Source organism: Streptomyces sp. HNM0645 (genome assembly GCF_030056615.1).
Lineage (GTDB): Bacteria > Actinomycetota > Actinomycetes > Streptomycetales > Streptomycetaceae > Streptomyces > Streptomyces marianii.
Genome location: NZ_JASHLT010000010.1, coordinates 22,294 through 43,911, shown reverse-complemented (window position 1 = coordinate 43,911; position 21,618 = coordinate 22,294). Strand labels below are relative to the sequence as shown.

Annotated in this window: 18 protein-coding genes and 8 pseudogenes; 9 read left to right on the top strand and 17 right to left on the bottom strand. The window is 71.3% G+C overall.

Annotation, left to right across the window (positions count from 1 at the left end; translation table 11 throughout):
* Nucleotides 1–51 precede the first annotated feature (51 nt).
* From QMZ92_RS08460 to QMZ92_RS08440, 5 genes and pseudogenes are all read right to left on the bottom strand, one after another.
* Nucleotides 52–480, bottom strand: coding sequence for a hypothetical protein (locus QMZ92_RS08460; protein ID WP_283296608.1), 429 nt, complete (start codon nucleotides 478–480; stop codon nucleotides 52–54).
* A gap of 6 nt (nucleotides 481–486) precedes the next feature.
* On the bottom strand, nucleotides 487–861 hold the full coding sequence (locus QMZ92_RS08455) for a roadblock/LC7 domain-containing protein (protein ID WP_138052385.1): 375 nt from the start codon (nucleotides 859–861) through the stop codon (nucleotides 487–489).
* Between the two features lie 41 nt (nucleotides 862–902).
* Nucleotides 903–1,694 (bottom strand): MarR family transcriptional regulator, encoded by a 792-nt coding sequence (locus QMZ92_RS08450; RefSeq protein ID WP_283296607.1) that lies wholly within the window; start codon nucleotides 1,692–1,694, stop codon nucleotides 903–905.
* Nucleotides 1,695–2,482: 788 nt separating this feature from the next.
* Nucleotides 2,483–2,650 (bottom strand): annotated as a pseudogene (locus QMZ92_RS08445) (CorA family divalent cation transporter); the annotation flags it as partial.
* A 102-nt stretch (nucleotides 2,651–2,752) separates the two neighbouring features.
* Nucleotides 2,753–2,911, bottom strand: a pseudogene (locus QMZ92_RS08440) (IS110 family transposase); the annotation flags it as partial.
* A gap of 108 nt (nucleotides 2,912–3,019) precedes the next feature.
* Here QMZ92_RS08440 and QMZ92_RS08435 point away from each other — a divergent pair.
* Entirely contained in the window at nucleotides 3,020–3,823 is an 804-nt protein-coding gene (locus QMZ92_RS08435; RefSeq protein WP_283296606.1) for a nucleotidyltransferase domain-containing protein, read from the top strand.
* A 107-nt stretch (nucleotides 3,824–3,930) separates the two neighbouring features.
* Here the strand turns inward: QMZ92_RS08435 and QMZ92_RS08430 are convergent, their stop codons facing one another.
* The 4 genes and pseudogenes from QMZ92_RS08430 to QMZ92_RS08415 all read right to left on the bottom strand — a co-directional run.
* Nucleotides 3,931–4,155 carry a recombinase gene (locus tag QMZ92_RS08430; protein WP_283296605.1) on the bottom strand — a complete coding sequence of 75 codons (225 nt, stop codon included), beginning with the start codon at nucleotides 4,153–4,155 and terminating at the stop codon, nucleotides 3,931–3,933.
* A 161-nt stretch (nucleotides 4,156–4,316) separates the two neighbouring features.
* Nucleotides 4,317–4,600 (bottom strand): annotated as a pseudogene (locus QMZ92_RS08425) (IS110 family transposase); the annotation flags it as partial.
* Nucleotides 4,601–4,876: 276 nt separating this feature from the next.
* Nucleotides 4,877–5,212, bottom strand: a complete 336-nt coding sequence (locus QMZ92_RS08420) for an ATP-grasp domain-containing protein (RefSeq protein WP_283296701.1) — start codon at nucleotides 5,210–5,212, stop codon at nucleotides 4,877–4,879.
* 658 nt (nucleotides 5,213–5,870) lie between these two features.
* Nucleotides 5,871–6,110, bottom strand: a pseudogene (locus QMZ92_RS08415) (aspartate 1-decarboxylase); the annotation flags it as partial.
* A 1-nt stretch (nucleotide 6,111) separates the two neighbouring features.
* Between QMZ92_RS08415 and QMZ92_RS08410 the strand changes: the two are divergent.
* Nucleotides 6,112–6,494, top strand: a pseudogene (locus QMZ92_RS08410) (hypothetical protein); the annotation flags it as partial.
* Between the two features lie 51 nt (nucleotides 6,495–6,545).
* Here QMZ92_RS08410 and QMZ92_RS36305 read toward each other — a convergent pair.
* Both QMZ92_RS36305 and QMZ92_RS08405 read right to left on the bottom strand, forming a co-directional pair.
* Nucleotides 6,546–6,896: pseudogene (locus QMZ92_RS36305) on the bottom strand (hypothetical protein); the annotation flags it as partial.
* Nucleotides 6,897–7,120: 224 nt separating this feature from the next.
* Entirely contained in the window at nucleotides 7,121–8,281 is a 1,161-nt protein-coding gene (locus QMZ92_RS08405; protein ID WP_283296604.1) for a magnesium and cobalt transport protein CorA, read from the bottom strand.
* A 267-nt stretch (nucleotides 8,282–8,548) separates the two neighbouring features.
* On the opposite strand from QMZ92_RS08405, the gene QMZ92_RS08400 reads away from it, so the two are divergent.
* Nucleotides 8,549–9,712: a winged helix DNA-binding domain-containing protein gene (locus QMZ92_RS08400; protein ID WP_283296603.1), complete on the top strand. Its 1,164-nt coding sequence runs from the start codon at nucleotides 8,549–8,551 to the stop codon at nucleotides 9,710–9,712.
* Nucleotides 9,713–9,990: 278 nt separating this feature from the next.
* Here QMZ92_RS08400 and QMZ92_RS08395 read toward each other — a convergent pair.
* A pseudogene (locus QMZ92_RS08395) lies at nucleotides 9,991–10,179 on the bottom strand (LuxR C-terminal-related transcriptional regulator); the annotation flags it as partial.
* A 27-nt stretch (nucleotides 10,180–10,206) separates the two neighbouring features.
* On the opposite strand from QMZ92_RS08395, the pseudogene QMZ92_RS08390 reads away from it, so the two are divergent.
* From QMZ92_RS08390 to QMZ92_RS08380, 3 genes and pseudogenes are all read left to right on the top strand, one after another.
* A pseudogene (locus QMZ92_RS08390) lies at nucleotides 10,207–10,688 on the top strand (AMP-binding protein); the annotation flags it as partial.
* A gap of 79 nt (nucleotides 10,689–10,767) precedes the next feature.
* A complete protein-coding gene (locus tag QMZ92_RS08385; RefSeq protein WP_283296602.1) occupies nucleotides 10,768–12,291 on the top strand; it encodes an AMP-binding protein in 1,524 nt (507 codons plus the stop codon).
* Between the two features lie 47 nt (nucleotides 12,292–12,338).
* Nucleotides 12,339–12,494, top strand: coding sequence for a hypothetical protein (locus tag QMZ92_RS08380; protein WP_283296601.1), 156 nt, complete (start codon nucleotides 12,339–12,341; stop codon nucleotides 12,492–12,494).
* A gap of 178 nt (nucleotides 12,495–12,672) precedes the next feature.
* Here QMZ92_RS08380 and QMZ92_RS08375 read toward each other — a convergent pair whose 3' ends face one another.
* Nucleotides 12,673–13,572, bottom strand: coding sequence for a hypothetical protein (locus tag QMZ92_RS08375; RefSeq protein ID WP_502962019.1), 900 nt, complete (start codon nucleotides 13,570–13,572; stop codon nucleotides 12,673–12,675).
* A 301-nt stretch (nucleotides 13,573–13,873) separates the two neighbouring features.
* Between QMZ92_RS08375 and gcl the strand changes: the two genes are divergently transcribed.
* A complete protein-coding gene (gene gcl / locus QMZ92_RS08370; protein WP_283296599.1) occupies nucleotides 13,874–15,661 on the top strand; it encodes a glyoxylate carboligase in 1,788 nt (595 codons plus the stop codon).
* A gap of 124 nt (nucleotides 15,662–15,785) precedes the next feature.
* On the opposite strand, the gene QMZ92_RS08365 is transcribed toward gcl, so the two are convergent.
* Entirely contained in the window at nucleotides 15,786–17,210 is a 1,425-nt protein-coding gene (locus QMZ92_RS08365) for a glycosyltransferase 87 family protein (protein WP_283296598.1), read from the bottom strand.
* A 113-nt stretch (nucleotides 17,211–17,323) separates the two neighbouring features.
* Between QMZ92_RS08365 and QMZ92_RS08360 the strand changes: the two genes are divergently transcribed.
* Both QMZ92_RS08360 and QMZ92_RS08355 read left to right on the top strand, forming a co-directional pair.
* Nucleotides 17,324–18,457 carry a molybdopterin-dependent oxidoreductase gene (locus tag QMZ92_RS08360; RefSeq protein WP_283296597.1) on the top strand — a complete coding sequence of 378 codons (1,134 nt, stop codon included), beginning with the start codon at nucleotides 17,324–17,326 and terminating at the stop codon, nucleotides 18,455–18,457.
* Nucleotides 18,457–18,912, top strand: coding sequence for a hypothetical protein (locus QMZ92_RS08355; RefSeq protein WP_283296596.1), 456 nt, complete (start codon nucleotides 18,457–18,459; stop codon nucleotides 18,910–18,912). The genes QMZ92_RS08360 and QMZ92_RS08355 overlap by 1 nt, the downstream gene beginning before the upstream one ends.
* On the opposite strand, the gene QMZ92_RS08350 is transcribed toward QMZ92_RS08355, so the two are convergent.
* Genes QMZ92_RS08350 through QMZ92_RS08340 form a run of 3 tightly spaced genes read right to left on the bottom strand, consistent with a single transcriptional unit; the run spans nucleotide 18,894 to nucleotide 20,937 of the window.
* On the bottom strand, nucleotides 18,894–19,559 hold the full coding sequence (locus tag QMZ92_RS08350; protein WP_283296595.1) for a methyltransferase domain-containing protein: 666 nt from the start codon (nucleotides 19,557–19,559) through the stop codon (nucleotides 18,894–18,896). The genes QMZ92_RS08355 and QMZ92_RS08350 overlap by 19 nt on opposite strands.
* The gene (locus QMZ92_RS08345; RefSeq protein ID WP_283296594.1) at nucleotides 19,556–20,266 is read right to left on the bottom strand and encodes a TIGR04282 family arsenosugar biosynthesis glycosyltransferase; all 711 of its coding nucleotides are present in this window, start codon (nucleotides 20,264–20,266) and stop codon (nucleotides 19,556–19,558) included. Before QMZ92_RS08345 ends, QMZ92_RS08350 begins: the two co-directional genes overlap by 4 nt.
* Entirely contained in the window at nucleotides 20,263–20,937 is a 675-nt protein-coding gene (locus tag QMZ92_RS08340; RefSeq protein WP_502962012.1) for a glycosyltransferase family 2 protein, read from the bottom strand. The genes QMZ92_RS08345 and QMZ92_RS08340 overlap by 4 nt, the downstream gene beginning before the upstream one ends.
* Nucleotides 20,938–21,618: the final 681 nt, after the last annotated feature.

Genomic DNA, 21,618 nt, shown 5'->3' with positions numbered 1-21,618 from the left:
AGCAGACGGCAGTGACGATCCGGAGGCTGGGCCCCCGGATCCTCCCGGGGCTCAGATCCCGCCGTATTCCTTCACCACGCGCCTGGCCTGGGCGAAGAGCATGCCCACGTTCACCGACTTGCGGCACACCGCCACCGCGACGACGTCCTGACTGTCGTTCATCCGAATGAACAAGTGGGTCAGATTCTCACTGTTCACCAGGATCTCCTGGAAGTAGTGCTGATCATTCTGAACCCCCCGCCGCTCCTTGAACACGTCCTCGATCATCAGCACCGTGCGCCCCTGGAACAGGTCCAGAGTCGCTCCCGCAAGCAGGTCCAGGACCTCTGTGGGGTGTGTGTCGACGGTCTCGTAGGACAGGAGCATGCCCGTCGCCATGTCGACGACACCGGCCGCGACACAGTCGGGAGTCTCGGACCTCAGTGCCTTCACCAGAGCCATGATCTGGTCCGAGAACCCCGTGATGCGCTTCGTGGCCATGTTTCGTCAGTTCCCTTCGGAGAGGATGGCTCCGATGCGCTTCAGCATCGGCTGGGACTCCAGGTGCAGTTGCTCGACGGCGAGTCCTTCGTCACCGAGGACCACCATCAGGGCCGTGTCACCCACCGGGTAGACCGCGGCACAGCCCCTGCTTCCACAAGCCACCGTGCGCCGCAGAGGACCGCGGCCGGTGGCCGCTGCCGTACGCTGGGCGATGCCCATACTGGCCGCGGCGAGCGCGGCGAGTTCGTTCGGTTCGATACCGTCCTCCGTGTCGGCCGCAATGAGTATTCCGTCCACCGCGGCGATCACGGTGTCGGTAATTCCTGATATCTGGTCACGAAGTCCTTTCATCTCACCGGCCAACGCCTCGTGATCCATTCATATACCTCCTCGCGCGTGTGCATGATTCCCCGGGGCCTTCAGGAGTCGGCGACCCTGAAATCCGCTTCCCGGGTACGGCTCCTGAACCGAAAGAGCCCTTTCCAGCTCGCTGCGGATTCCTCCGCGACGAGAGTCTTCGACCTGAACCCACTGGCTCCGGGGGTGCGGCGGGGGAGGGCATCAGCGCCCCGCACGACGTTCCCGGGGGCAGCCGGACTGCGTGGCACCGGGGCACGCTCCGCCCAGACCTTGGGCACGCCGATCGCCTCCGCACCGTGCGTGGCCCGCTCCAGCAGCCCCTCACCGAGCATGCGGGACACCTCGACGGTCACGCCGTAAACGCCGCGGCCGAGCGCGAAGGCGATGTCCCGTGGGGTGCGCCGACCGTCGGCGAGGAAGAGGATCTCCCGCCTGTGTGGCGCCAGTTCCTCCGCCGCCCCCCTGACACCCCGCCCGGCGACCACCCGCTCGCGGTCGGGCAGGACGGCACACGGCAGCGCGGCGAGTCCTGCGAGCTTCCTGGCGGCGGTGTCCAGCAGCCGCAGCGGATCCTCGCCGGGCGCTACCGGGCCCTCCGGGCCGTCGTGGGCCGCGGCGCAGTCGGTCATGTCTCCCGCGACGACGGCGAACGCCGCGTCCTGCAGTGCCATCGCGATGACGACCTGAAGCTCGGCCGCGCCGATGTGCCCGCGGGCGACGAGGCCGGCATCCCGGTTCTCCGGGGCGGTCCGCGCGGGGAACAGCTCTGCCCATCCCGCCTCGCTCACACGGCCGGAGCGCAGCAGGAGTGCCTCGACCCCGGGGGCTCCCGGGCTCTCGACCGCGACCACGCTTCCTTGCTGCAAATGGAACACCCCGCCGGGCCTGCCGCGCACCCGAAGAGCCGTGGTGGTTCTGTCGGTCCGGCACTGGGCCAGGGCGAGCGAGAGCACACCGTGTCCGGCCCGGTGAAGGGATTCGCGATTGTCCGACACCACACCTCTTCGACCCGGCAGCCGCTCGTGCGCAACACGTGTGAAATTCGCACGAGTTCCTGACGCATGACACCAACGGGTTATGTGTATCAGCCGGGAAGTCGATTCCTACGCCGGTGACGCAATGTGACAGAAGCTGCAAACTTCTACTGATCACAGACGTTCCACTAGCGGAGTTTCGATCGACTACTTGCGGTTGCCGCCGTGGGAGACGCTCAATGGAGACCGCTGGGACGACGAGAGGCCGGGGCTGACCCGAAGGTGTCCCTTGCCCGGGTGGCGGGTTGTGACCGGTTCGAAGCGGATGGCCGATCCGAGGCTGCAACGTGTCGTCTCGACCTGCTCGGAGAAGGCGAGCCGGGGCGGGCGTCGCCGTCAGGGGTCGACGCCGCCGCGAGATCGCTCAGGTGCCGGTGGACATCCCGGTCGGCACGGCATCGGACGGCAGGCCCGGGTCCCACTCGGGGCCGGCTCGTGCGGCGCGCGATCCGGGGCAGGACGGGGCCGGACCCCGCGGTGCGGCACTGCCGGGGGCACGGCCGGGCCGGGCCCGGGGACGGCTTCGGGCCTCCGGGCGTGGTCGGGGGAGAATCTCCGCCGCGTTCGCGCATGTGAAGAACATCCCGTCCCCGGTCGGTCTGCCAGAGCCAGTCCCGCCTCTTGAAGACGATGTACAAACTCACGCACACCGCTGCCATCAGCAGAATCGCGAACGGGTACCCCACCGCCCACTTCAGCTCCGGCATGGTGCCGAAGTTCATCCCGTACACCGTTCCAACCAAGCTGGGTGCAAACAGAATGGCCGCCCAGGCCGGGAAGAACCGGCCGGGCGTCCACTCGTTGCCTCACGGTTCCCTGGGCTCTGCCGGTAACCGCCCAGGTGCCGACCAGACGGTCCAGGAGGCCGCCGCCCGTACGGCTGCGAGGAACTCTGCACCCAGCACGGTGCCGATGCCGGGGACGCTCAGGACGATGTTGGCGAGTTCGTGCTCGCGAAACCTGCCCTCGATGAGCTTGTCGATCTCGGAAACCTGCTCGTTGAGGGCCATCACCTCCTCGGCCAGGGCGTGGACTTCACTGCACTTCACCCGGACGGGTGGGGGCCTGAGGGTGGAGGGCGCTGAGAAATGGGGTCGCAGTGAGTGGCCTGGTCCTGCAGACTCTGGGCTGTGGATCGTTTGATGGAGATCGCGGATCGGTTGACCGGCGTCGGCGGACTGGTCGGCGTGTGTCTGGGCGGGAGCCGAGCCAGGGGAACACACCGGCCCGACTCCGATTTCGATCTGGGTCTGTACTACCGGCCGCCGCTGGACACCGGTGCCTTGCGTCTCCTCGCATCCGAGCTGACCGGCGAGTCGGTCGAAGTGACGGAACCGGGCGGTTGGGGGCCGTGGGTGGACGGTGGAGCATGGCTGACCGTTGACGGCTGCCGTGTCGACTGGATCTACCGCGATCTGGACCGCGTTCACCGGGTCTGGGAAGAGTGCCGGGCGGGGAACTTCGAAGTAGGCATTCAGGCCGGTCACCCGCTTGGGGTCTACTCCTATACCTATGTCGGCGAGGTGGCCGTTGGACGCGTTCTCGCTGATCCCGGTGGTGAACTGCGGGCCCTGCAAGAGAAGACTCGCCGCTATCCGGAGCCGCTGCGCAAGGCTCTGATCGCCAACGCGCAGTGGGAGGCTCCCTTCACCCTGGCCAATGCCCGCAAGGGAGCGGCTCGCGGAGACGCCTTCTATGTCGCCGGCTGCCTCTTCCGCGCGGTGGGACTCCTCGTGCAGGGCCTTCATGCTCACGCGGGTTGCTGGGTGTTGAACGAAAAGGGAGCTGTTCAGGCTGCGGGAGAACTTCCGGCTGCTCCTGCGGACTTCGCGGCGCGGGCTCATGGGTTGTTCGCCATGCCCGGCATGACCCCAGACGTTCTGTCCACCGTGCTCGATGACGCTGACGCGCTGGCCGCCGAGGTGTGCAGGCGGCTCACTTCCTGAAGGAAGCCAAGGAGACGTAGTCGACCAGCCGGCCATGGTCGAGCACGACCGGCTGGTGCAGCGCCCGCGAGGTTTGTGCCCTTCGGAGGGCCGGGTTTCGATGCGTATCACTGCGTCTCCTCGGGACGGGGGCGGGGAATGCCGAGGTCGATGACGGGTCTCTTGACGAAGCGCGCGGCCTCGGCTTGCTTGGCGCGGAGGAAGGTCAGGGTCGAGTCGATGCCTTCGACCTCGCCGAGCCACTGCTCCTCCTGGGCTCGTTTGCGGCGCAGGAGGAGGTCCTTCTCGATCTCCGCGAGGCGGGGCAGCAACTTGGGGTTGGCCTGGAGCATCGGGCAGCGGATGCAGGCTTCTCGAAGTGGGGGAGGAAGGCGTCCCACTCGTCCTCTGTCGGGATGCGGTACTCCTCACCGGGGCGGGAGGCCCGTCGGCCGGCGCTGAATGCTCGGTGGGCCTCGATCGTCTCGGCAGGGTAGACCGCTGATTGACACCCCAGCTTTGCGATGGTCTTCTCCCCGGGGCTGGCGGTGTGCTGGCGTTCGGCAGCCTCGACTGCGGCCTCGGCCAGGGCCCTCGCGCTTCGGACCTTGCGGTTGGCCAGCCACTTCGTCAGCCGCGCGACCCCGGCCCGGCGGATCGCGGCCGGGGTCTGGTAGCCGTCAGGAGTCTGAGCGGGCGGGTGTTGGTGTCCAGGGCCCGCTCCAGGGCCGGGAACATGCTCAGCAGGGTGCCGCGCAGACGGTTGACCACGGGGGTGCGGTCCGCGACCGGGTCGGCCGCAGCTCGGCAGCCGTTGCGGTGCGGGCGGCCAGCCGGTGCGGGTCGACATGGTGTCGGAGTCACGATCGCGGATCATGACCAAGCTCCTTGCGCGAGGGGATTGACATGTCCTGATCTCGTCGAAACCTGCAATAGTTCTTTGCAGTCCACGATCTTTGGACCAGTCGCTCAAGGCGCAGCGAGGGGCATCACCACCCTGTCCGCCCGAATCCGGCAGGTCCGGCGCGGACCGTGTGGGGCCCTGTCATACGCTGCCAGGGGGAACGCCTCTGCTCAACGGCGGGCTGCCCCCGCGTCCAGTCGCCCACGGATCCAGCCGAAGAAGGCGTCGGCGACCTTGCCGAGTTCCGGCTCCGGCATCATGGTGAAGCCGCCATGGGCCGTGCTCCACTCGTTGAGCACGGGACCGGAGTCGGTCATCAGCCAGTCGACGCACATCCATTCGGCTCGCAGGTCCAGTGCCATACGACTGCAGAAGTCAGCGACCTGCAGGTGGTCCTGGTTCACCTCTATGGTCCCTCCCTGGCTGACGCTCGCCAGGTAGCCCCCGGGGCGGGGGCGGCGGGTCAGAGAGGACACGACCTTGCCGTCGGCGACGAACACACGCATGTCGCCGTAGTGCGGGATCAGCGGCTGCACGATGTAACCGGCCCCGGTTTGGGCGACGATGTCGATCGTCGCCCGCCAGCTGCTGATCGGAGTCGACCCGTAGCACGCCGTAACCGCCGGTCATCTCGCGCGGCTTGACGATGTAGGGGCCGTCGCCGAGTTCACGCCGCACTTCGGCGATCGCTCGGCGGGCGTACTTGCCGGACGGCACTGTGATGGTTCCCGCGGTCGGGATGCCCAGCGCGCCGGCGTGCTGGAGTTGTGCGAGCTTGTCACGCTCCAGGTAGTCGGGGCCGTCGAACGAGCCGTTGAGCAGGACCGAACTGCTGGCCTGGATGGTGCGGTAGATGGCGCGCAGCGCCTGGCCGCCCTGTGGTTGGGTGGCCATGTCTTCGACGATGTAGCACTGCCGCTGCTCCAGCAGGTCCTCGCCGCGGTAGCGCAGGACTGGCCTGCCCACGGAGGACGGCACCAGCTCCGCTGCTCTGATCACCCGGAAGTCAAGGCCGCGAGGCCGGGAAAGCACCGAGTAGCGCTGCGTGATGCTGCGCTCGAATGCCTCCACCTCTGTTGGATCCGCGGCCTCGGACTCGTATATCCACGTGATCACGGTGTTCATGTGCCGTATGTCCTTCCCTCGTTGGTGATAGGCCGACCGCTACGAGGACACCCGGCTGCCGGACCGCAGGCCGAAGCCGTCCGGCACGTCTGCGGGTTCGTGACCCTGGCTCACCACCCTGTTGTGCTCGTCCACGAAGACCACCCGAGGCCTGAGAGTCCGGGCCTCGTCCTCCGTCACCATCCCGTAGGCGATGAGGATGACCAGATCTCCGGGACTGATCAGGCGGGCGGCAGCGCCGTTGATGCCTATGACCCCGGAATCGCGGGGACCTTCGATGTGGTCGCTGGACGGCGTGACCTGGACCAAGGTCGCCACCGGCGGCTCCACCGCCGCCAAGGCCCTCAGCATCACGCCGCCCGAGGACGGCACCCACACACTTCAGGTGCGGCAGGTCGACAAGGCGGACAACAAGTCCGAGGCCATCGACTACACCTTCCACGCGGGTCCGGGGGCTTCTCCTCGCCGGAGGACGGCACCCGCACCGCACGTCGCCTGTCGCTCGTCGCCGAAGCGGGCAAGTACAACGCGGTGACCTTCCCGTGGCGCCGTTCGGCGGAGGACGCCTGGGCCGACGTACCGGTGTCCGCCGTGACGGTGGGCGGTGCGGCACTGTCCGGCTGGCCGCTGCCGCTGACCGGTGGTGAGAACGAGGCGGCCGTGGTTGCTCGTGCGCGCCTGCCGGACCTGGTAGAGGAGCGAGAGAGCCACACCGGCCAAAGCGATGGCTGATAGCACGACGGACACGGCCCCGTACGTCTGGCTGATGTCCCTGAGCTTCCCCCAGTCCGTGCTCGCCGGAGCCACAGCGGCCAGTACGAATGGTGTGGAAACGATCAGCCCCAGCAGTCCGAGCCCGAGCAGGCCGTACGCCAAGGCCGTCCATACCCATGTTGTGCGCTGCGCCCTGCCACTACCAGTTGTCACACGCCCCCCGGAAACACTGACTGCCGGTTCGCTGACCGGAATGAAGCTGGCGTTGACGCCCGGCAAGAGGCCCTCAATCCGCCCCCACCCATCGGCCGGACAGGTCGTAGTCCCGCTTGTCCGCTGGACCGCGCCCATGCCGACGCCATCGTCGGCGGGCCGCCACTCGGGCAGTAATGCTCACTCTGGGTGATGGCCCGGCATGGCAGGGTGCTTGGAGCCGGGCCATACGAAAGGTGGGGAACAGCAGATGAGGCGGACGATGGCCCGCTCCCCAAGGCCGCGCATTCTCCCCAGGGCCCCGAAAAGACCCTTCGGTGCCATTCGCGACTACGAAGTGGATCACTCGTTTTGGCTCGTTTCTACAGCCAGTCCCGCCGCTTGAAGATGAAGTACAGGCTCAGGCATACCGCGGCCATCAGTAGAATCGCGAACGGATACCCGCCCGCCCAGTGCAGCTCTGGCATGTTCTGGAAGTTCATGCCGTAGATGGTTCCCACCAGCGTGGGTGCGAAGAGGATGGCCGCCCAGGCGGAGATCTTCTTGATCTCCTCGTTCTGTTCGAAGCCCGCCTCCGCCAGCGCCCGCATCTCCGCGTTCTGCTGCTGCGTCACCAGCGTCGCGTTGACCGTCAGGATGTCCGCCAGGGCCTGGCGGAACCCGTCGACGCGCTCGCTGATGTGGGTGACGTGGTCGGCGACGTCGCGGAGGTAGCGCTGGAGTTCCTCGTCCGTGCCGTACTTGGCGAAACCCGCCATCAGGCCGTGCAGCATGCCGACCAGCGGCCGGGTCGCGCGCTGGAACTCGACCATCTCGCGGGACAGTTCGTAGATGCGGCGGGACACCGCGGGATCGCCGCCGAAGACCTCCGTCTCGATCTCGTCGATGTCGTTCTGCACACCGGCGACGACGGGCGCGTACCCGTCCACGACCGTGTCGAGTATGGCGTAGAGCACCGCCTCGGGGCCGAGGGCGAGCAGTTCGGGGTCGGTCTCCATGCGGCGGCGGACCGCCGACAGGTCCGGCGCTGCCCCGTGCCGGACCGTGATCACGAAGTCGCGGCCGACGAAGACGTGCAGTTCGCCGAAGTCGACCTCTTCCAGGGCGTCGAGGTAGCGGGCGGCGCGCAGGACGACGAAGAGGGTCTCCCCGTACCGTTCCAGCTTGGGCCGCTGGTGGGCCTCCATGGCGTCCTCGACGGCCAGCTCGTGCAGGTCGAACTCCTCGGCCAGCGCCCGCAGTTCCGCATCGGTCGGTCGGTGGAGGCCGATCCAGGCCATCCCGGCCGGGTCGTCCCTCAGCAGTCGGAAGGTCTCGGCGAGGGACGAGGGTGACGACACCCGGCGCCCGTCACGGTAGAGCACGGCCTGGACGATGCTGCGCCGGTCCTGCTCCTCGCGCGCCCGTTCGGCCGGCGCCGGCGCCGCGGGCTCCGGGGGCTTCGGTGGGGCAGCGGCGGGGGAGGCCCGGCGGCGCCACGACTGCCGTTTCGAGGCCGGGGCGGAACGGGCTCGTCGGGGCATCCCGGGTCACCTCCCGTGCGAGCGAGGCGCACGCTGCGCTTCTGCGTACCCGCCCCTCTACCCGCGTTCACGCCGTGTACATGCGTTCCTGACCGGCACGGGCAGGATATCCGGGCTCACCGGCGGAAGCATGGCGGACTGCCGGTGAGCCCGTGCCCGGGGAGCTGCGGCGGGCCCCCTCTCGGCCGGGCCGAGAGACCGGGCTCGTCGGCACCCGGATCGTCATCGCGGACGCACGGTGACCGCACGGCCGACTAGCGTCCCGGTATGGCCCCGAAGACACCGCCCGTGCTCGGCCCCCGCGCCCTCGGCCGCGCCACCCTGGACCGCCAGCTGCTGCTGCGCCGCGACCCGGGGGAACGGTTGACCGCCGAGGCGGCCGTGGAGCATCTGATCGGCCTCCAGGCGCAGAACGTCGGACCCCCGTACCACGCCCTCGCCGCCCGGCTGCACGGCTTCCGCCCGCAGGAGCTGTCGGAGCTCATGGAGTCCCGCGCCGTCGCCCGCATGGTGACGATGCGTTCCACCCTCCACACCCACGGTGCGCACGACTGCCTCACCCTGCGGCCCTTCGCGCAGCCGGGCGGCCCCGAGCGGGAACTGCGGATGTTCACGAGGCGTCTCGGCGGTATCGATCCGGACCGGCTCGCCGCCGTGGGCAGGGAACTGCTGGAGGAACGGCCCAGGCCGGTCGGGGAACTCCGCGACGCGCTGCTCGCGCAGTGGCCGGACGCCGATCCGCTCGCGCTCACCACGGCCGTGCGCTGCATGCTGCCGCTGGTGCAGACGACCCCGCGCGGGCTGTGGGGCAGGGCCGGACAGGTCACGCTCACCACCGCGGAGCAGTGGTTCGGCCGGCCCGTCGGCCCCGCGCCCGAGCCCGAGACGGTCGTACGGCGTTATCTCGCCGCCTTCGGACCCGCCTCCGTCAGGGACATGCAGACCTGGTCCGGTCTGACGCGGCTGAAGGGGGCGTTCGAGCGCCTGCGCCCCGAGCTCGCCGCCTTCCACGACGACAAGGGTGTCGAACTCTTCGACCTCCCGGAGGGTCCCCGGCCCGACCCGGACACCCCCGCGCCGCCGCGTCTGCTCCCCGAGTTCGACAACCTCCTGCTCTCGCACGCGGACCGTTCCCGCTTCGTCCCGCCGGACTTCAGGGACCGTACGTGGAAGGGGAACCAGGCCCGCAGCGTCCTCCTGGTCGACGGTCGCGTGGCCGGGATCTGGCGGACCGGCGGGCGGGGAGGGACCGGCGGGCGGAAGAGGGACCGTGACGCGGAGGCGGGCGGCGCCCTGACGCTCACCGTGCGGAGCTTCGTCCGCCTCACGGCGGCGCAGCGCACGGCCGTGGCCGAGGAGGCGGGGCGCCTGCTGGCGATCGTCGCTCCGGGGGCCGACCACGACGTGCGCTTCGGGGAGTTCACGGAGTGAGACACCGGGACCCGTTGACGTCACCCGGGCGGTGCGGCGGGGGACACCCCGGCCACCGTGACGTCACCCCCCTCCGGGCGGGGAAGGCGGACGGGGGCCACACGGAGGGGGAGCGCCCGTTGCGCGGGTTCCGTGAGCCTGGTCCAGGCCCCTTCGCGCCGAGGGCGTCGGTCAGGCACCGTTCCGCGGCGAGCCCCACGGCGGTGCACACGCCGAGAGGCGTGCGCATGCCGCGCAACCAGTGTTCTTCCCCGCTCGCCGTTCCCAGAAAGCCGCCATCAGGGCGGCAGCCCCGCGCGCCTCGCCGCCACCACCGCCTCCAGACGTTCGTGCGTGCCCGGTTTGCGCATCGCGGACCGGGGATAGGCGTTGACCGTCTCCGGGCGCCGCCCCGGACGGTCGGCGGCGGCCGCGTTGGCGGAACCCGTCGCCACGCAGGCGAGCACGTCGAGTTCGCGCGGCGCCAGGGTGGTGCCCGCGTCGCCGACGTGCGCATCCAGGCGGACCTGACCCAGCTGCGCACCCCGTCGCGCGAGGTCGTCGCCGGTGAACCGCTCAATCCCGAGGTCATCGAGGCCGTGCGGCGGGCCTGGGGCGTGACCGTCCGCGACGGCTTCGGGCGGACCGAGACGGCCGTCCAGGTCTCCAACAGCCCCGGACACCTGCTGAAGGCCGGCTCGATGGGCCGCCCCAGCCCCGGGTGCCGCGTCGAACTCCTCGACCCTGTCAGCGGAAAGCCCGGCGCGGACGAGGTGGGGTCGTCCTGGACCTGTCGGCCGACCCGGTGGGGCTGATGACGGGCTACCACGGGGACCCCGACCGCACGGCCGAGGTGGTGGCCGGAGGGTACTACCGCACCGGCGACATCGGTGCGCGCGACCCCGACGGTTGCATCACCTACGTCGGCCGCACCGACGACGTCTTGAAGACGTCAAGATCAGGGGGCATTGCTTTCCGGTCGCGGATCGCGGCGTGATGGAGGATGGGCGGCGATCGGTCCTGGCTGTAACAGTCCCAGACAAGCAGCAAGTCATACAGGGGAGAGCTGAAGAGCGATGCGTGTACCGATGACCGTCAACGACTTCCTCGACCGTGCGGAGCTGGGCTTCAGGGACTGCATCGGTGTGGTCGACGAGCCGGATCAACCCGCACCGCCGGTGCCGATGACGACATACGGCCGGTTGGGCGACCGCGTACGGGCCTGGCAGGCAGGGCTCGACCCGCTGGGCGTCGGTGAAGGGGAGCGAGTGGCGGTGGTCAGCCACAACTCCGCCCGCTTGCTGGAGCTGCTGTTCGCGGTGACGATGAGCGGCCGGATCTGTGTGCCGGTGAACTTCCGGCTCAAGCCGGACGAGGTCGAATACGTGGTGCAGCAGAGCGGGGCCTCGGTGCTGCTGGTCGACCCCGAGCTGGACGACGCTCTGACGAGTGTGAAGGCCCGTCACCGCTTCGTCCTCGGCGAGCAGACGGAGTCCGAGTTGATGAGGTTCGGTGTGGAGCCGCGACCGTGGTCGAGCCCGGACGAGGACGCCACGGCGACGATCAACTACACGTCGGGAACCACCGCGCGCCCCAAGGGGGTTCAGCTCACCCACCGCAACATCTGGGTCAACGGCCTGACCTTCGGCCTGCACACCCGCGTCTGGGAACACGACGTCTACATGCACACGCTCCCGATGTTCCACTGCAACGGCTGGGGGATGCCGTTCGTGATGGCGGGACTCGGCGTCAAGCAGGTCGTGCTCCGCAAGGTCGACGGTGCGGAGATCCTGCGTCGAGTCGAGGAGCATGGTGTCACGCTCATGTGCGGTGCGCCGGCGGTGTGGAACGCGGTGCTGGATGCGGCGGCCACGTGGGAGGGCGAGATCCCGGGCCGGGATCGGGTGCGGATCGTGTGTGCGGGGGCGCCGCCGCCGAGCAGGATGATCCGGCGGGTGGGTGAGGAGCTGGGCTGGGAGTTCACGCAGATCTACGGCCTGACCGAGACGTCGCCGCTACTGACGTTCAACCGGACGCGGCCGGCGGATGCGAAGCTGCCGGCTGAGGAGCGGGCGCGCAAGCTGTCCCGCGCGGGGCTGCCGGCGCTCGGGGTCAAGCTGCAGGTCTCTGCGTCCGGAGAGGTCCTGGCCAGGTCGAACGTCGTGCTCGACGGGTACTGGGACAAGCCGGAGGAGACCGAGGCGGCACTCGAGGGCGGCTGGTTCCACACCGGCGACGGCGGCACCGTCGACGAGGCGGACGGCCACTTGACGATCTCCGACCGCAAGAAGGACGTGATCATCACGGGCGGCGAGAACGTGTCGTCGATCGAGGTGGAGGACACGATCTTCAGTCACCCGGAGGTGGCGGAGGTGGCGGTGATCGGGGTGCCGGACGAGAAGTGGGGCGAGACGATCAAGGCGCTGGTGGTGCCGGCCGAGGGCGCGGCGGTGAGCGAGGCCGAGATCATCGCGTACTGCAAGGAGCGGATGGCGGGATACAAGGCGCCGACGAGTGTGGAGTTCCGGGATGCGATCCCGCGGACGGCGACGGGGAAGATCCAGAAGTTCAGGTTGCGGGAGCCGTACTGGGCGGACTGAATCGCCCCGCGTCAGGTAGAGATTCGATTTCGCGAAAGGATCGAGTCGTGGCACGGCCTTCCCGTTATCTGCTCGAACTCCGCCGGCGCGCGGTGCGCATGGTCGCCGAGGTGCGCGACGACTACCCGAACGAGACGGCCGCCCTGCAGGGCGGCCGCCGACAAACTCGGCATCGGCTCCCGCGACACTGCGGAACCGGCTGAAGCAGCACGAGATCGACTCGGGGACGCGTGCGGGGACAACGACGGAGGAGTCCGCCCAGTACGACCGCCGAGTGCGTGGCCGGGTTCGGCCGCCGGCCCCGGTAGGTTTCCGCCCTCGGCCGGGGTCCGGCCCCGGTCCTGCCTCCGCCCCGGCCGACCGCGGCTCCGGGCGGCCCGGTCAGGCGCCCGTGGAGATCAGGTTCTTCGCCGGGCCGTTCACCGGCTCGGGCACGCCCGTGAGATCCATGACGAACAGGGGGACTCCGAGGTCGTCCGCTCGTGCGCGGGCGTCCGCCGAGTAGCCCGCGAGTGAGAAGACGACGCTCCTGGCGGAGGAGTTCAGCCCGTTCAGCCACAGGAGCTCCACCGCGCGCAGGGTGACGGGCCGGGTGGTCGGGTCCACCTGGGCGACCAGTCCCTGCGCGCGCAGGTCGATCCCGGACGTGGTCCGCTCCTCGGGCTGCACGACCTGCTGGAACCCCAGCCAGCGCAGATACAGGGCTGCGGCCGTGACCGCGTCGCGTGCCGTGCGGATCGCGACCGGGCGGAAGGCGGGACGGGGCGCCGGAGCGGTGTCCGGCGGCACGGACAGGGGGAGGCCCTCCGCCGTCCCTTCCGCGGAGCCGGAGGGGAGCGTGGCCTCCCCGGGTGGGACGACCGGACCGGCCTGGTCCGTAGGGCCGGCATCCCGGGAAGCGAAGACGCCGGAGGCGCCGGGTGCGTCCGGGCCGCCCGCCCCACCCGGCCCGCCGGTCCCGGAAGCCGCGAAGGTGCCGCCGGCGCCCGAGGCGGCGGTCGTGGTGCGGTGCGCCGCGGCCGCTCCCTCCGACGACTCCGGCGTGGCGGTCACCGGTCGTACGGGGATCCGCAGCACCGTGCCGCAGGGGCAGCCGAGCTCCGGCTGGGGCCACTGGTCCTGTCGCCCGCACGCCAGGCAGCGCACGGTGACCCAGTCGTCGGTCCAGGTGCGGTGGCGGATGGGCTCGGCCGGTGCTCCCCGCAGCAGGGGCGGTGCCAGCGGAGCCCCGCAGGCACAGGGATAGACGGGCGACGCGAACGTGTGCGAGCGGCGGCACACCGGGCAGCGCACCGGTACGTGATCTCCCATGTCCGTCCCCCTTCGGCGCTTCCGGGCACGCCTCGTGCTCCATCGTCCACCAACCGCGACCCCTTGGGGAGGGAGTTCGGCCATCGGCGGCCCGCCCTTGCCTTGACGCGGTCCGGCACGCCGCTTACATTACTTCCGAATAGTAGAAGATGACTTCCGTATTACGGAAAAGCCGTGAGGCTGCGGAAGACGATCAGGGAACCAGCACGGAATCGACGCTCTCAGGTGGCGCGACAGAGCCCGATCCGCCAGGCCGAAGCAGGAGCACTCCATGCCCCGTATGACCGCCGCCCGAGCGGCTGTTGAGATCCTCAAGCGTGAAGGCGTCAGTCACGCGTTCGGTGTGCCGGGCGCGGCGATCAACCCCTTCTACAAGGCCCTCAAGGAGGGTGGCGGCATCGACCACACCCTCGCCCGCCACGTCGAGGGCGCCTCGCACATGGCCGAGGGCTACACCCGCGCCGAGCCGGGCAACATCGGTGTCTGCATCGGCACGTCGGGTCCCGCCGGCACCGACATGATCACTGGGCTCTACTCCGCCATCGGTGACTCGATTCCGATCCTGTGCATCACCGGCCAGGCGCCGACGAGCGTGATCCACAAGGAGGACTTCCAGGCCGTCGACATCGCGTCGATCGCCAAGCCGGTCACCAAGGCCGCCACGACCGTCCTGGAGGCCGCGCAGGTCCCCGGCGTCTTCCAGCAGGCATTCCACCTGATGCGCTCCGGCCGTCCCGGCCCGGTCCTCATCGACCTGCCCATCGACGTCCAGCTCACCGAGATCGAGTTCGACCCCGAGACGTACGAGCCGCTTCCGGTCTGGAAGCCCGCCGCGACCCGCGCCCAGATCGAGAAGGCGCTCTCCTTCCTCCTGGAGGCCGAGCGTCCGCTGATCGTCGCCGGCGGCGGCATCATCAACGCCGACGCCTCCGACCTGCTCGTCGAGTTCGCCGAGATCACCGGCACCCCGGTCATCCCGACCCTGATGGGCTGGGGGACCATCCCGGACGACCACGAGCTCAACGCCGGCATGGTCGGTCTGCAGACCTCCCACCGCTACGGGAACGCGAACTTCCTGGAGTCCGACTTCGTCCTCGGCATCGGCAACCGCTGGGCCAACCGCCACACCGGCTACAAGCTCGACGTCTACACCCGCGGCCGGAAGTTCGTGCACGTCGACATCGAGCCCACCCAGATCGGCAAGATCTTCGCCCCCGACTACGGCATCACCTCGGACGCCGGGGCCGCGCTGCAGCTCTTCGTGGAGGTCGCGAGGGAGCTGAAGGCGGCGGGAAGGCTGCCCGACCGCTCCGACTGGGCCGCCTCCACGCAGGAGCGCAAGGCCACCCTGCAGCGCCGTACGCACTTCGACGACGTCCCCATGAAGCCGCAGCGCGTCTACGAGGAGATGAACAAGGCCTTCGGCCCGGAGACGCGCTACGTCACCACCATCGGCCTCTCCCAGATCGCCGGCGCCCAGATGCTGCACGTCTACCGGCCGCGTCACTGGATCAACTGCGGTCAGGCGGGCCCGCTCGGCTGGACCATTCCGGCCGCCCTGGGCGCGGCCACCGCCGCCCCCGACACCCCGGTCGTCGCCCTCTCCGGCGACTACGACTTCCAGTTCCTCATCGAGGAACTGGCGGTCGGCGCGCAGCACAGGATCCCGTACGTCCACGTCCTCGTGAACAACTCCTACCTGGGCCTGATCCGTCAGGCGCAGCTCGGCCTGGACATCGACTTCCAGGTCAACCTGGAGTTCGAGAACATCAACTCCCCGGAGCTGGGCGTCTACGGGGTCGACCACGTCAAGGTCGCCGAGGGGCTGGGCTGCAAGGCGATCCGCGTCACCGACCCCAGCGAACTCGGCGCGGCCTTCGAGCAGGCCAGGAAGCTCGCCGCCGAGCACCGGGTGCCGGTCGTCGTCGAGGCGATCCTGGAACGGATCACCAACATCGCGATGAGCCGGACCGCGGACATCAGCGACGTCACCGAGTTCGAGGAGATCGCGACCGAGCCGGGCCACGCGCCCACCGCGATCGTGCCGCTGAAGAGCTGACCCGGCTGCCCCGGGTACTGCAGGGGCCGGTCCGCCGTGGGGGCGGACCGGCCCCTCCGTCACGCCGTGGTGTCCGCGGCCGGGCCGATCCCGACCGTCCGCCAGGGGTCGTGCGCGCGCCGGATCAGGCGCTGATCCCGGCGTTTCCCGAAGGCTCCGCGGAGGCCGGGGGCCCGGCCCGACGTGTTCCTTGCGGCCGGCCGCGGACGGTCCGCCTGCGCAGCACCCACCCGGTGAGGACCGCCGCTGCCGCCGTCGCGTAGGCGATGGTGCCCACGGTGTCGCCGTGCCCGGGGAAAGCGGGTCCGGTGACGTACTTCGCCGCTCCGGCGACGGCGATGCCGAGCCATTCCCAGCGGCCGTCGAGGGCGACCAGGGCGACGAGGAGCAGGGCGTACCAGGAATAGCCGGGCGTCAGGAGCAGGAAGGCGGTCCCCGTGACCACCAGGGCACCGCTCCACGGCCGCTCCGGGTCCCCGCGCAGGACCACGTACGCCACGACGGCCAGCATCGCCGCGGCCACGACGGGCAGCGTCCAGTCGTCCGGCAGGAGCAGACGCAGCAGCGCATAGCGGTTCCTGGCGGAGGCGTCGTCGTAACCCTCCTCCTCGACGTAGCCGCCGAGGAAACCCAGGACCGAGCCCCGCGACACCAGCACGTACGGCAGGTAGAGCACGGCGACGACGCCCGCCGCCGGCAGCAGCACGGCCAGGGCGTCCCGGGCGCGTCGCACACCGGACAGCGCGCCCGGGATCAGCACGGCGGGCAGCAGCTTCGCCGCGACGGCCACGCCCAGCAGGGCCCCGCCCGCCGCTCGGTGCCGGACGACGGCGACCAGGGCGGCGACGGAGAAGAGCACGCCGAGGACGTCGACGTGGGCGTTGTTCACGGCCTCGACGGGCACCGCCGGGCACCAGGCCCAGTAGGCCGCTCGCCACGGCGCACCGCGGCGACGCAGCACCAGCAGCAGCGCGGCCGCGGTGGCGACCGAGAGCAGTGCCCCGCCGGTCTGCAGCGGTTTGTGCCGCGCGCCCTCGGGGGACAGGGTCTCGACCAGGAGGAAGTAGCCCTCCGCGACGGGCGGGTAGACGGTGTTCACCCGAGGCCTGTTGATCCGGGTGCACACGCCGTCGCCCACGGGCGCACGGTCGGGTCCGGCGCAGGCGGCGCGGCCCTCGGGAAAGAGCCAGGCGTCGCGCAGCGGGACGAGTTCGGGGGCCGCGGGGACGTGGTCGTACGGAGAGATCCCGGCCGCCTGCACCCGGCCGTCCCAGGCGTACCGGTAGGAGTCGGTGCTGGTGCGCGGCGGTGCGACCAGGCCCGTCGCGGCGACGGCGACCGCGCCGGCCATGACGAGCACCACCGCGGTTCGGTCCGGGGCCTTCCGCAGCGCCCACAGACCTGCCGCGAAGAGCAGCCAGGCGGCCGCGTACCAGAGCGACAGACGCCCGGGGGCGGAGTAGTAGTCGTCGGCGCGCACGGTGCCGACGAGTACGGCGACGAGGCCGGCGAGAAGCAGGACGGTCACGGTGGTCCGGCGGCTGGTCATGGCGCCCAGCCTGGCAGCGCCGCGGGCGCCGGAACGGTATGCGGGATGCGCCGTCCGCGTTTCGTAAGGTGTCCGAGCCGCCGTCCGGGCCGTTCCGGCGGTCTCATGGATACATGAGACCGCGACTTCGGCCACCGTCCTTCTCCGGCAGACTCCACGACGCCCGAACGGCCACGGCGATCGGCCGCTGGCTGGGCGCGGCGATCGCCGTGTGTTTCCTCACCGGCCTCATCAGCCACTACCTCCAGCACCCGCCCGGATGGCTCGCGAACGAGCTGCCGCCGCGCCCGGTGTGGGGCTACCGGCTGACCCAGGGTCTCCATGTCGCCTCCGGCCTGGCGGCCATCCCGCTGCTCCTGGCGAAGCTCTGGGCGGTGTACCCGCGGCTGTGGGTGTGGCCTCCGGTGCGTTCCGTGAAGCACGGCCTGGAACGGCTCTCGGTGGGGGTCCTGGTCGCCGCGGCCGTGTTCCAGTTGTTCACCGGGCTGCTGAACATCGTCGAGTGGTATCCGTGGCCGTTCTCGTTCGTACCGGTCCACTTCGCCGTCGCCTGGCTGGTCGCCGGCGCCGTGCTGCTGCACGTGGCCGTCAAGGCGCCCGAGATCAGGGACCACTGGAGTCGCAGGTCGCCCGGCACGCTCACGCTGCCGCCGGAGGACGCACCGGACCGCAGGTCACTGCTCGTGGCCGTCGGCGCGGCGGTCACCGCCGTGACCCTGACCACCGTCGGTCAGGCGTTCACCCCGCTGAAGAGACTGGATCTGCTGGCACCGAGACATCCCGGGATCGGCCCGCAGGGGCTGCCGGTGAACCGGACGGCCGCCGCGGCGGGCGTCACCGCCGCGGCGGTCCGGGACTGGCGCCTGGAGGTGCTGGGGCCGCGCCGCTACACGCTGACCCTGGACGAGCTGCGGGCACTTCCGCGGGCCGAGGCCGTACTGCCGATCGCCTGCGTCGAGGGATGGAGCGCCTCGGCGCACTGGGGAGGCGTACGCGTCCGGGACCTCCTGGAGCGCGCGGGCGCCGCCGGGGACGCGGGGCTGCGCGTGGTCTCGATGGAGGTGCGCGGCGCCTACCGCGTGATGGAGATGGGCCGCGAGTACGCCCACGACCCGCTGACACTCCTGGCCCTGACCCTCAACGGCCAGGTGCTGTCGGCCGACCACGGCTTCCCGGCACGGATCATCGCCCCGAACCGCCCCGGTGTCCTGCAGACGAAATGGGTCACCCGACTGGAGGTCCTGTGATGTCCCGGCGTGGAGGTGCCGCGCTGCTCCGGTACGCCGCCGGAGGTCTGGGGGTGGTGCTCATGGCCGTGGGCACGGGGCTTCTCCTCTCCGCCCGCGACGCCTGGGGAGCGGTGGTGTGGCTGGGAGGAGCGCTCGTGCTGCACGACGCGGTGCTCGCCCCGCTGGTCCTCGGCGTGGGAATGCTGGTCGCGGCCCTGCCCGCTCGGGGTGTGGTGCGCGGGGCGCTCGTCGTGGGCGGCTCGCTCGTGCTGATCACGCTGCCGCTGCTGCTCCGCCCCGGCGCCCCGCCCAACCCGTCCGCGCTGCCACTGCCCTACGGACGGAACCTGGTGATCGTGCTGGGAGCGGTTGCCGGTGCCGCCTGCCTGGTCCTCCTCGTCCGGCGGCTGCGCCGCGGGCCGCGGCACACCGAGGCCGACGGCAGGCGGCGGCGTCAGGCCCCGCGACGCTGAGCGGGGGCGCGCAGTTCGACGAAGCTGCGCCCGGCCGCCGTCCACTGCCCGGCCGGGGTCCAGCCGGCTCCCGCCGCGTGGGCGCACAGGGCGCGGGCCCCGAGGCGCGCCCAGGGGAACGTCGCCCCGCGTTCCCCCCTGCCGTTGACGACGGCGACCTCGACGCGTTCGTCGGCGTCCTCGTCCTCCGCGGAGGTTTCGGCTATCAGCACCGCTCCGGGCGCGGTGACCTCGGACACGCGACGCATGAGCGCGGCCGGGTCTCCGCCGATGCCGACGTTGCCGTCGATCAGCAGCGCCGTTCCCCAGCGGCCCTCGTCGGGCACCGGCTCGAAGACCGACCGGAGCAGGGCCGTTCCGCCCGCCCGGACGGTACGGGCCACCGCCTCCGGACTCACGTCGATCCCGAGTACGCGGTGTCCCCTCGCCTCGAGCGCGACGACGAGCCGTCCGGGACCGCAGCCGATGTCCAGCACGGGGCCGTGGCACCGGCTGAGCACGGTCAGGTCGGCGGAGTCCGGTCCCTCGCACCAGCGCTCCACCTCCAGGGGCAGGAGCCACCCGTCGCGACGGCGCAGGAAGAGCGGCCCGCGGCCGGTGCGCAGCGCGTCCGTGTAGGGGTCGGCGCGCCACGCGGTCGCCGTCATCGCGGACCCGCCGGCGAAGGACCGCCCCCGGGTCGCGCGGCGGCGGGCCGCGTTCGGGACCGGTCCGCGCGGTCCGGTGCGGCGGCGGCCGGGACCAGCCGTGCGTACACGGCCGCGAACCGGCTTCCCGCCGCCTCACGGGCCACCAGCCGCGCGTCCGCGGCGGTGTCCACGTCGCGCAGGGTCGGCAGGTCGCCCACGCGCAGTCCGGCGCCCACCAGCCGGTGGCGCTGCGCGGCCCCGGTCCCGGGTACGGACATCGGTACTCCGCGCAGCAGTTCCGGGTCCGGTGCGGCCAGCCCCAGCGCCCAGAACCCGCCGTCGGCCGCGGGCCCGAACCAGGCGTCGTGGTCATGCCACGCCCGTGGCGCGAGCGCAGGTGCGAGGAGGTCCGCAGAGAGTTGCGGGGTGTCCATCCCGACCAGCAGCGCCGGGCCCGCACACAGGGAGAACGCCGCGGCCAGCCGCTCGTCGAGCCGGCCCGCGCCCTGGGGCACCACGTCGAAGCCCGACGGCAGCCAGTCGCGGGCCGTCCCGTCCAGGACGAGCACACGCCGCTCCGCGGGAAGTCCGGCGACCACCGCGAGGGTGTCGGCGAGTGCGGCCTCGGCGAGCAGCGCCGCCTGAGCCGGGCTGAAGGGAGGGCACAGCCGCGTCTTCACCCGGCCGGGTACCGGTTCCTTGGCGATGACGAGAAGCGTGGTCACCGTGCACCACCGGCCTCGCCCAGCACCCGGCGCATGTCGTGCACCGCCTGCCAGGTGCCCCGCCAGGTTCCGGTCACCTTCGACTTCCCGGTTCGGGGCAGGTAGGGCACGTCCTCCTCCCGCACCCGCCAGCCGGCGTCCGCGGCCCGCACCACCATCTGCAGCGGATAGCCGCTGCGACGGTCCGTCAGACCCAGCCCCAGCAGCCCCTCGCGGCGCGCCGCCCGGAGCGGTCCCAGGTCGTGGAGCCTCAGGCCGGTCCGCCGGCGCAGCATCCAGGACAGCGCGAGGTTCCCCGCGCGGGCGTGCGGCGGGAAGGCCCCCCGGCCGGCGGGTCGTCGCCGCCCCAGCACCAGGTCGGCCTCGCCTTCCGCCACGGCACGGACGAAGGGGACGAGGAGTCCGGGATCCAGGGACGCGTCGCAGTCGCAGAAGCACACGATGTCCGCCTCCGAGGCCAGCAGCCCCGCGTGGCAGGCCGCCCCGAACCCGCGCCGTTCCTCGCGCACGACGGTCGCCCCCAACTCCCGGGCGATTCCGGCGGAGCCGTCAGTGGAGCCGTTGTCGACGACGATGGCGCGCCATCCGGTGGGGACGCGTTCGAGGACCCAGGGCAGCGCCCCGGCCTCGTTCAGACAGGGAAGTACGACGTCAGTGGTCACGACTTTCACCGTACGAACCGGCGGCGAACAAAGCGGACATCGACCCCTTACGAAACGCGGACGTCATCCTCCGTGAGCAGCCGTGCCGTACCGCGTCGCCGGAACGCACCCCGTCCGCCGCGGTGCCGCCGGCTGCCGTGACCGCGGGCCGGGAGCGGCGCGATGCCGTGGCCGGGCGTCGCGGGCCGCCGCCGGTGACGTCCGTGCGGGGGGCGGGCCGCGGTCCCGGGCGCCGCGCCGGCGCCGGTGACGTCCCCGGGAATCGGCCCCGTCGCGGTCACCGCATGCGGCCGCGACGCGACGTGGCCCGGCCGGGTGAGCGAGCGTCAGGTCCCCGCCCGGCCGGCGGATCCCGGGACCCGGCGCGGCGCTGCGCGTACCGGCGGCAGTCGGTCCCGGACCGGCTCCCGTGCGAACAGGGCGGCGCGGTTCGACGTGGCGGTCGGATGCGGGCCCGACGCGCGGGGGCCGCGCGCCGGTCACCGGCTTCGGCGGCGGAGCAGCGGAGGCCCGCCCGGGTGGCGTTCGGGGACCACTCGGGACGTGCGTGCACGCGGAGATGCGCCCTGGACACGCGCGCACGCGGTCCGCCCGCCCGTGGCACGGGGCCCTGCGGCATTCACGCCGCCCGCACCGACTCGTACCACCGGGGGCGCGGGGCCCTGGCCCGGACCGGGCCGGGCGGGGATC

What these genes read in the sequence shown, in the direction of transcription:
- QMZ92_RS08455 (WP_138052385.1), bottom strand. Translation starts at nt 861, where the DNA reads ATGGATCACGAGGCGTTGGCCGGTGAGATGAAAGGACTTCGTGACCAG.
- gcl (WP_283296599.1), top strand. Translation starts at nt 13,874, where the DNA reads ATGCCCCGTATGACCGCCGCCCGAGCGGCTGTTGAGATCCTCAAGCGT.
- QMZ92_RS08355 (WP_283296596.1), top strand. Translation starts at nt 18,457, where the DNA reads ATGTCCCGGCGTGGAGGTGCCGCGCTGCTCCGGTACGCCGCCGGAGGT.
- QMZ92_RS08360 (WP_283296597.1), top strand. Translation starts at nt 17,324, where the DNA reads ATGAGACCGCGACTTCGGCCACCGTCCTTCTCCGGCAGACTCCACGAC.
- QMZ92_RS08435 (WP_283296606.1), top strand. Translation starts at nt 3,020, where the DNA reads ATGGAGATCGCGGATCGGTTGACCGGCGTCGGCGGACTGGTCGGCGTG.
- QMZ92_RS08405 (WP_283296604.1), bottom strand. Translation starts at nt 8,281, where the DNA reads ATGCCCCGACGAGCCCGTTCCGCCCCGGCCTCGAAACGGCAGTCGTGG.
- QMZ92_RS08350 (WP_283296595.1), bottom strand. Translation starts at nt 19,559, where the DNA reads ATGACGGCGACCGCGTGGCGCGCCGACCCCTACACGGACGCGCTGCGC.
- QMZ92_RS08385 (WP_283296602.1), top strand. Translation starts at nt 10,768, where the DNA reads ATGCGTGTACCGATGACCGTCAACGACTTCCTCGACCGTGCGGAGCTG.
- QMZ92_RS08365 (WP_283296598.1), bottom strand. Translation starts at nt 17,210, where the DNA reads ATGACCAGCCGCCGGACCACCGTGACCGTCCTGCTTCTCGCCGGCCTC.
- QMZ92_RS08420 (WP_283296701.1), bottom strand. Translation starts at nt 5,212, where the DNA reads ATGCGTGTGTTCGTCGCCGACGGCAAGGTCGTGTCCTCTCTGACCCGC.
- QMZ92_RS08430 (WP_283296605.1), bottom strand. Translation starts at nt 4,155, where the DNA reads ATGCTCCAGGCCAACCCCAAGTTGCTGCCCCGCCTCGCGGAGATCGAG.
- QMZ92_RS08460 (WP_283296608.1), bottom strand. Translation starts at nt 480, where the DNA reads ATGGCCACGAAGCGCATCACGGGGTTCTCGGACCAGATCATGGCTCTG.
- QMZ92_RS08400 (WP_283296603.1), top strand. Translation starts at nt 8,549, where the DNA reads ATGGCCCCGAAGACACCGCCCGTGCTCGGCCCCCGCGCCCTCGGCCGC.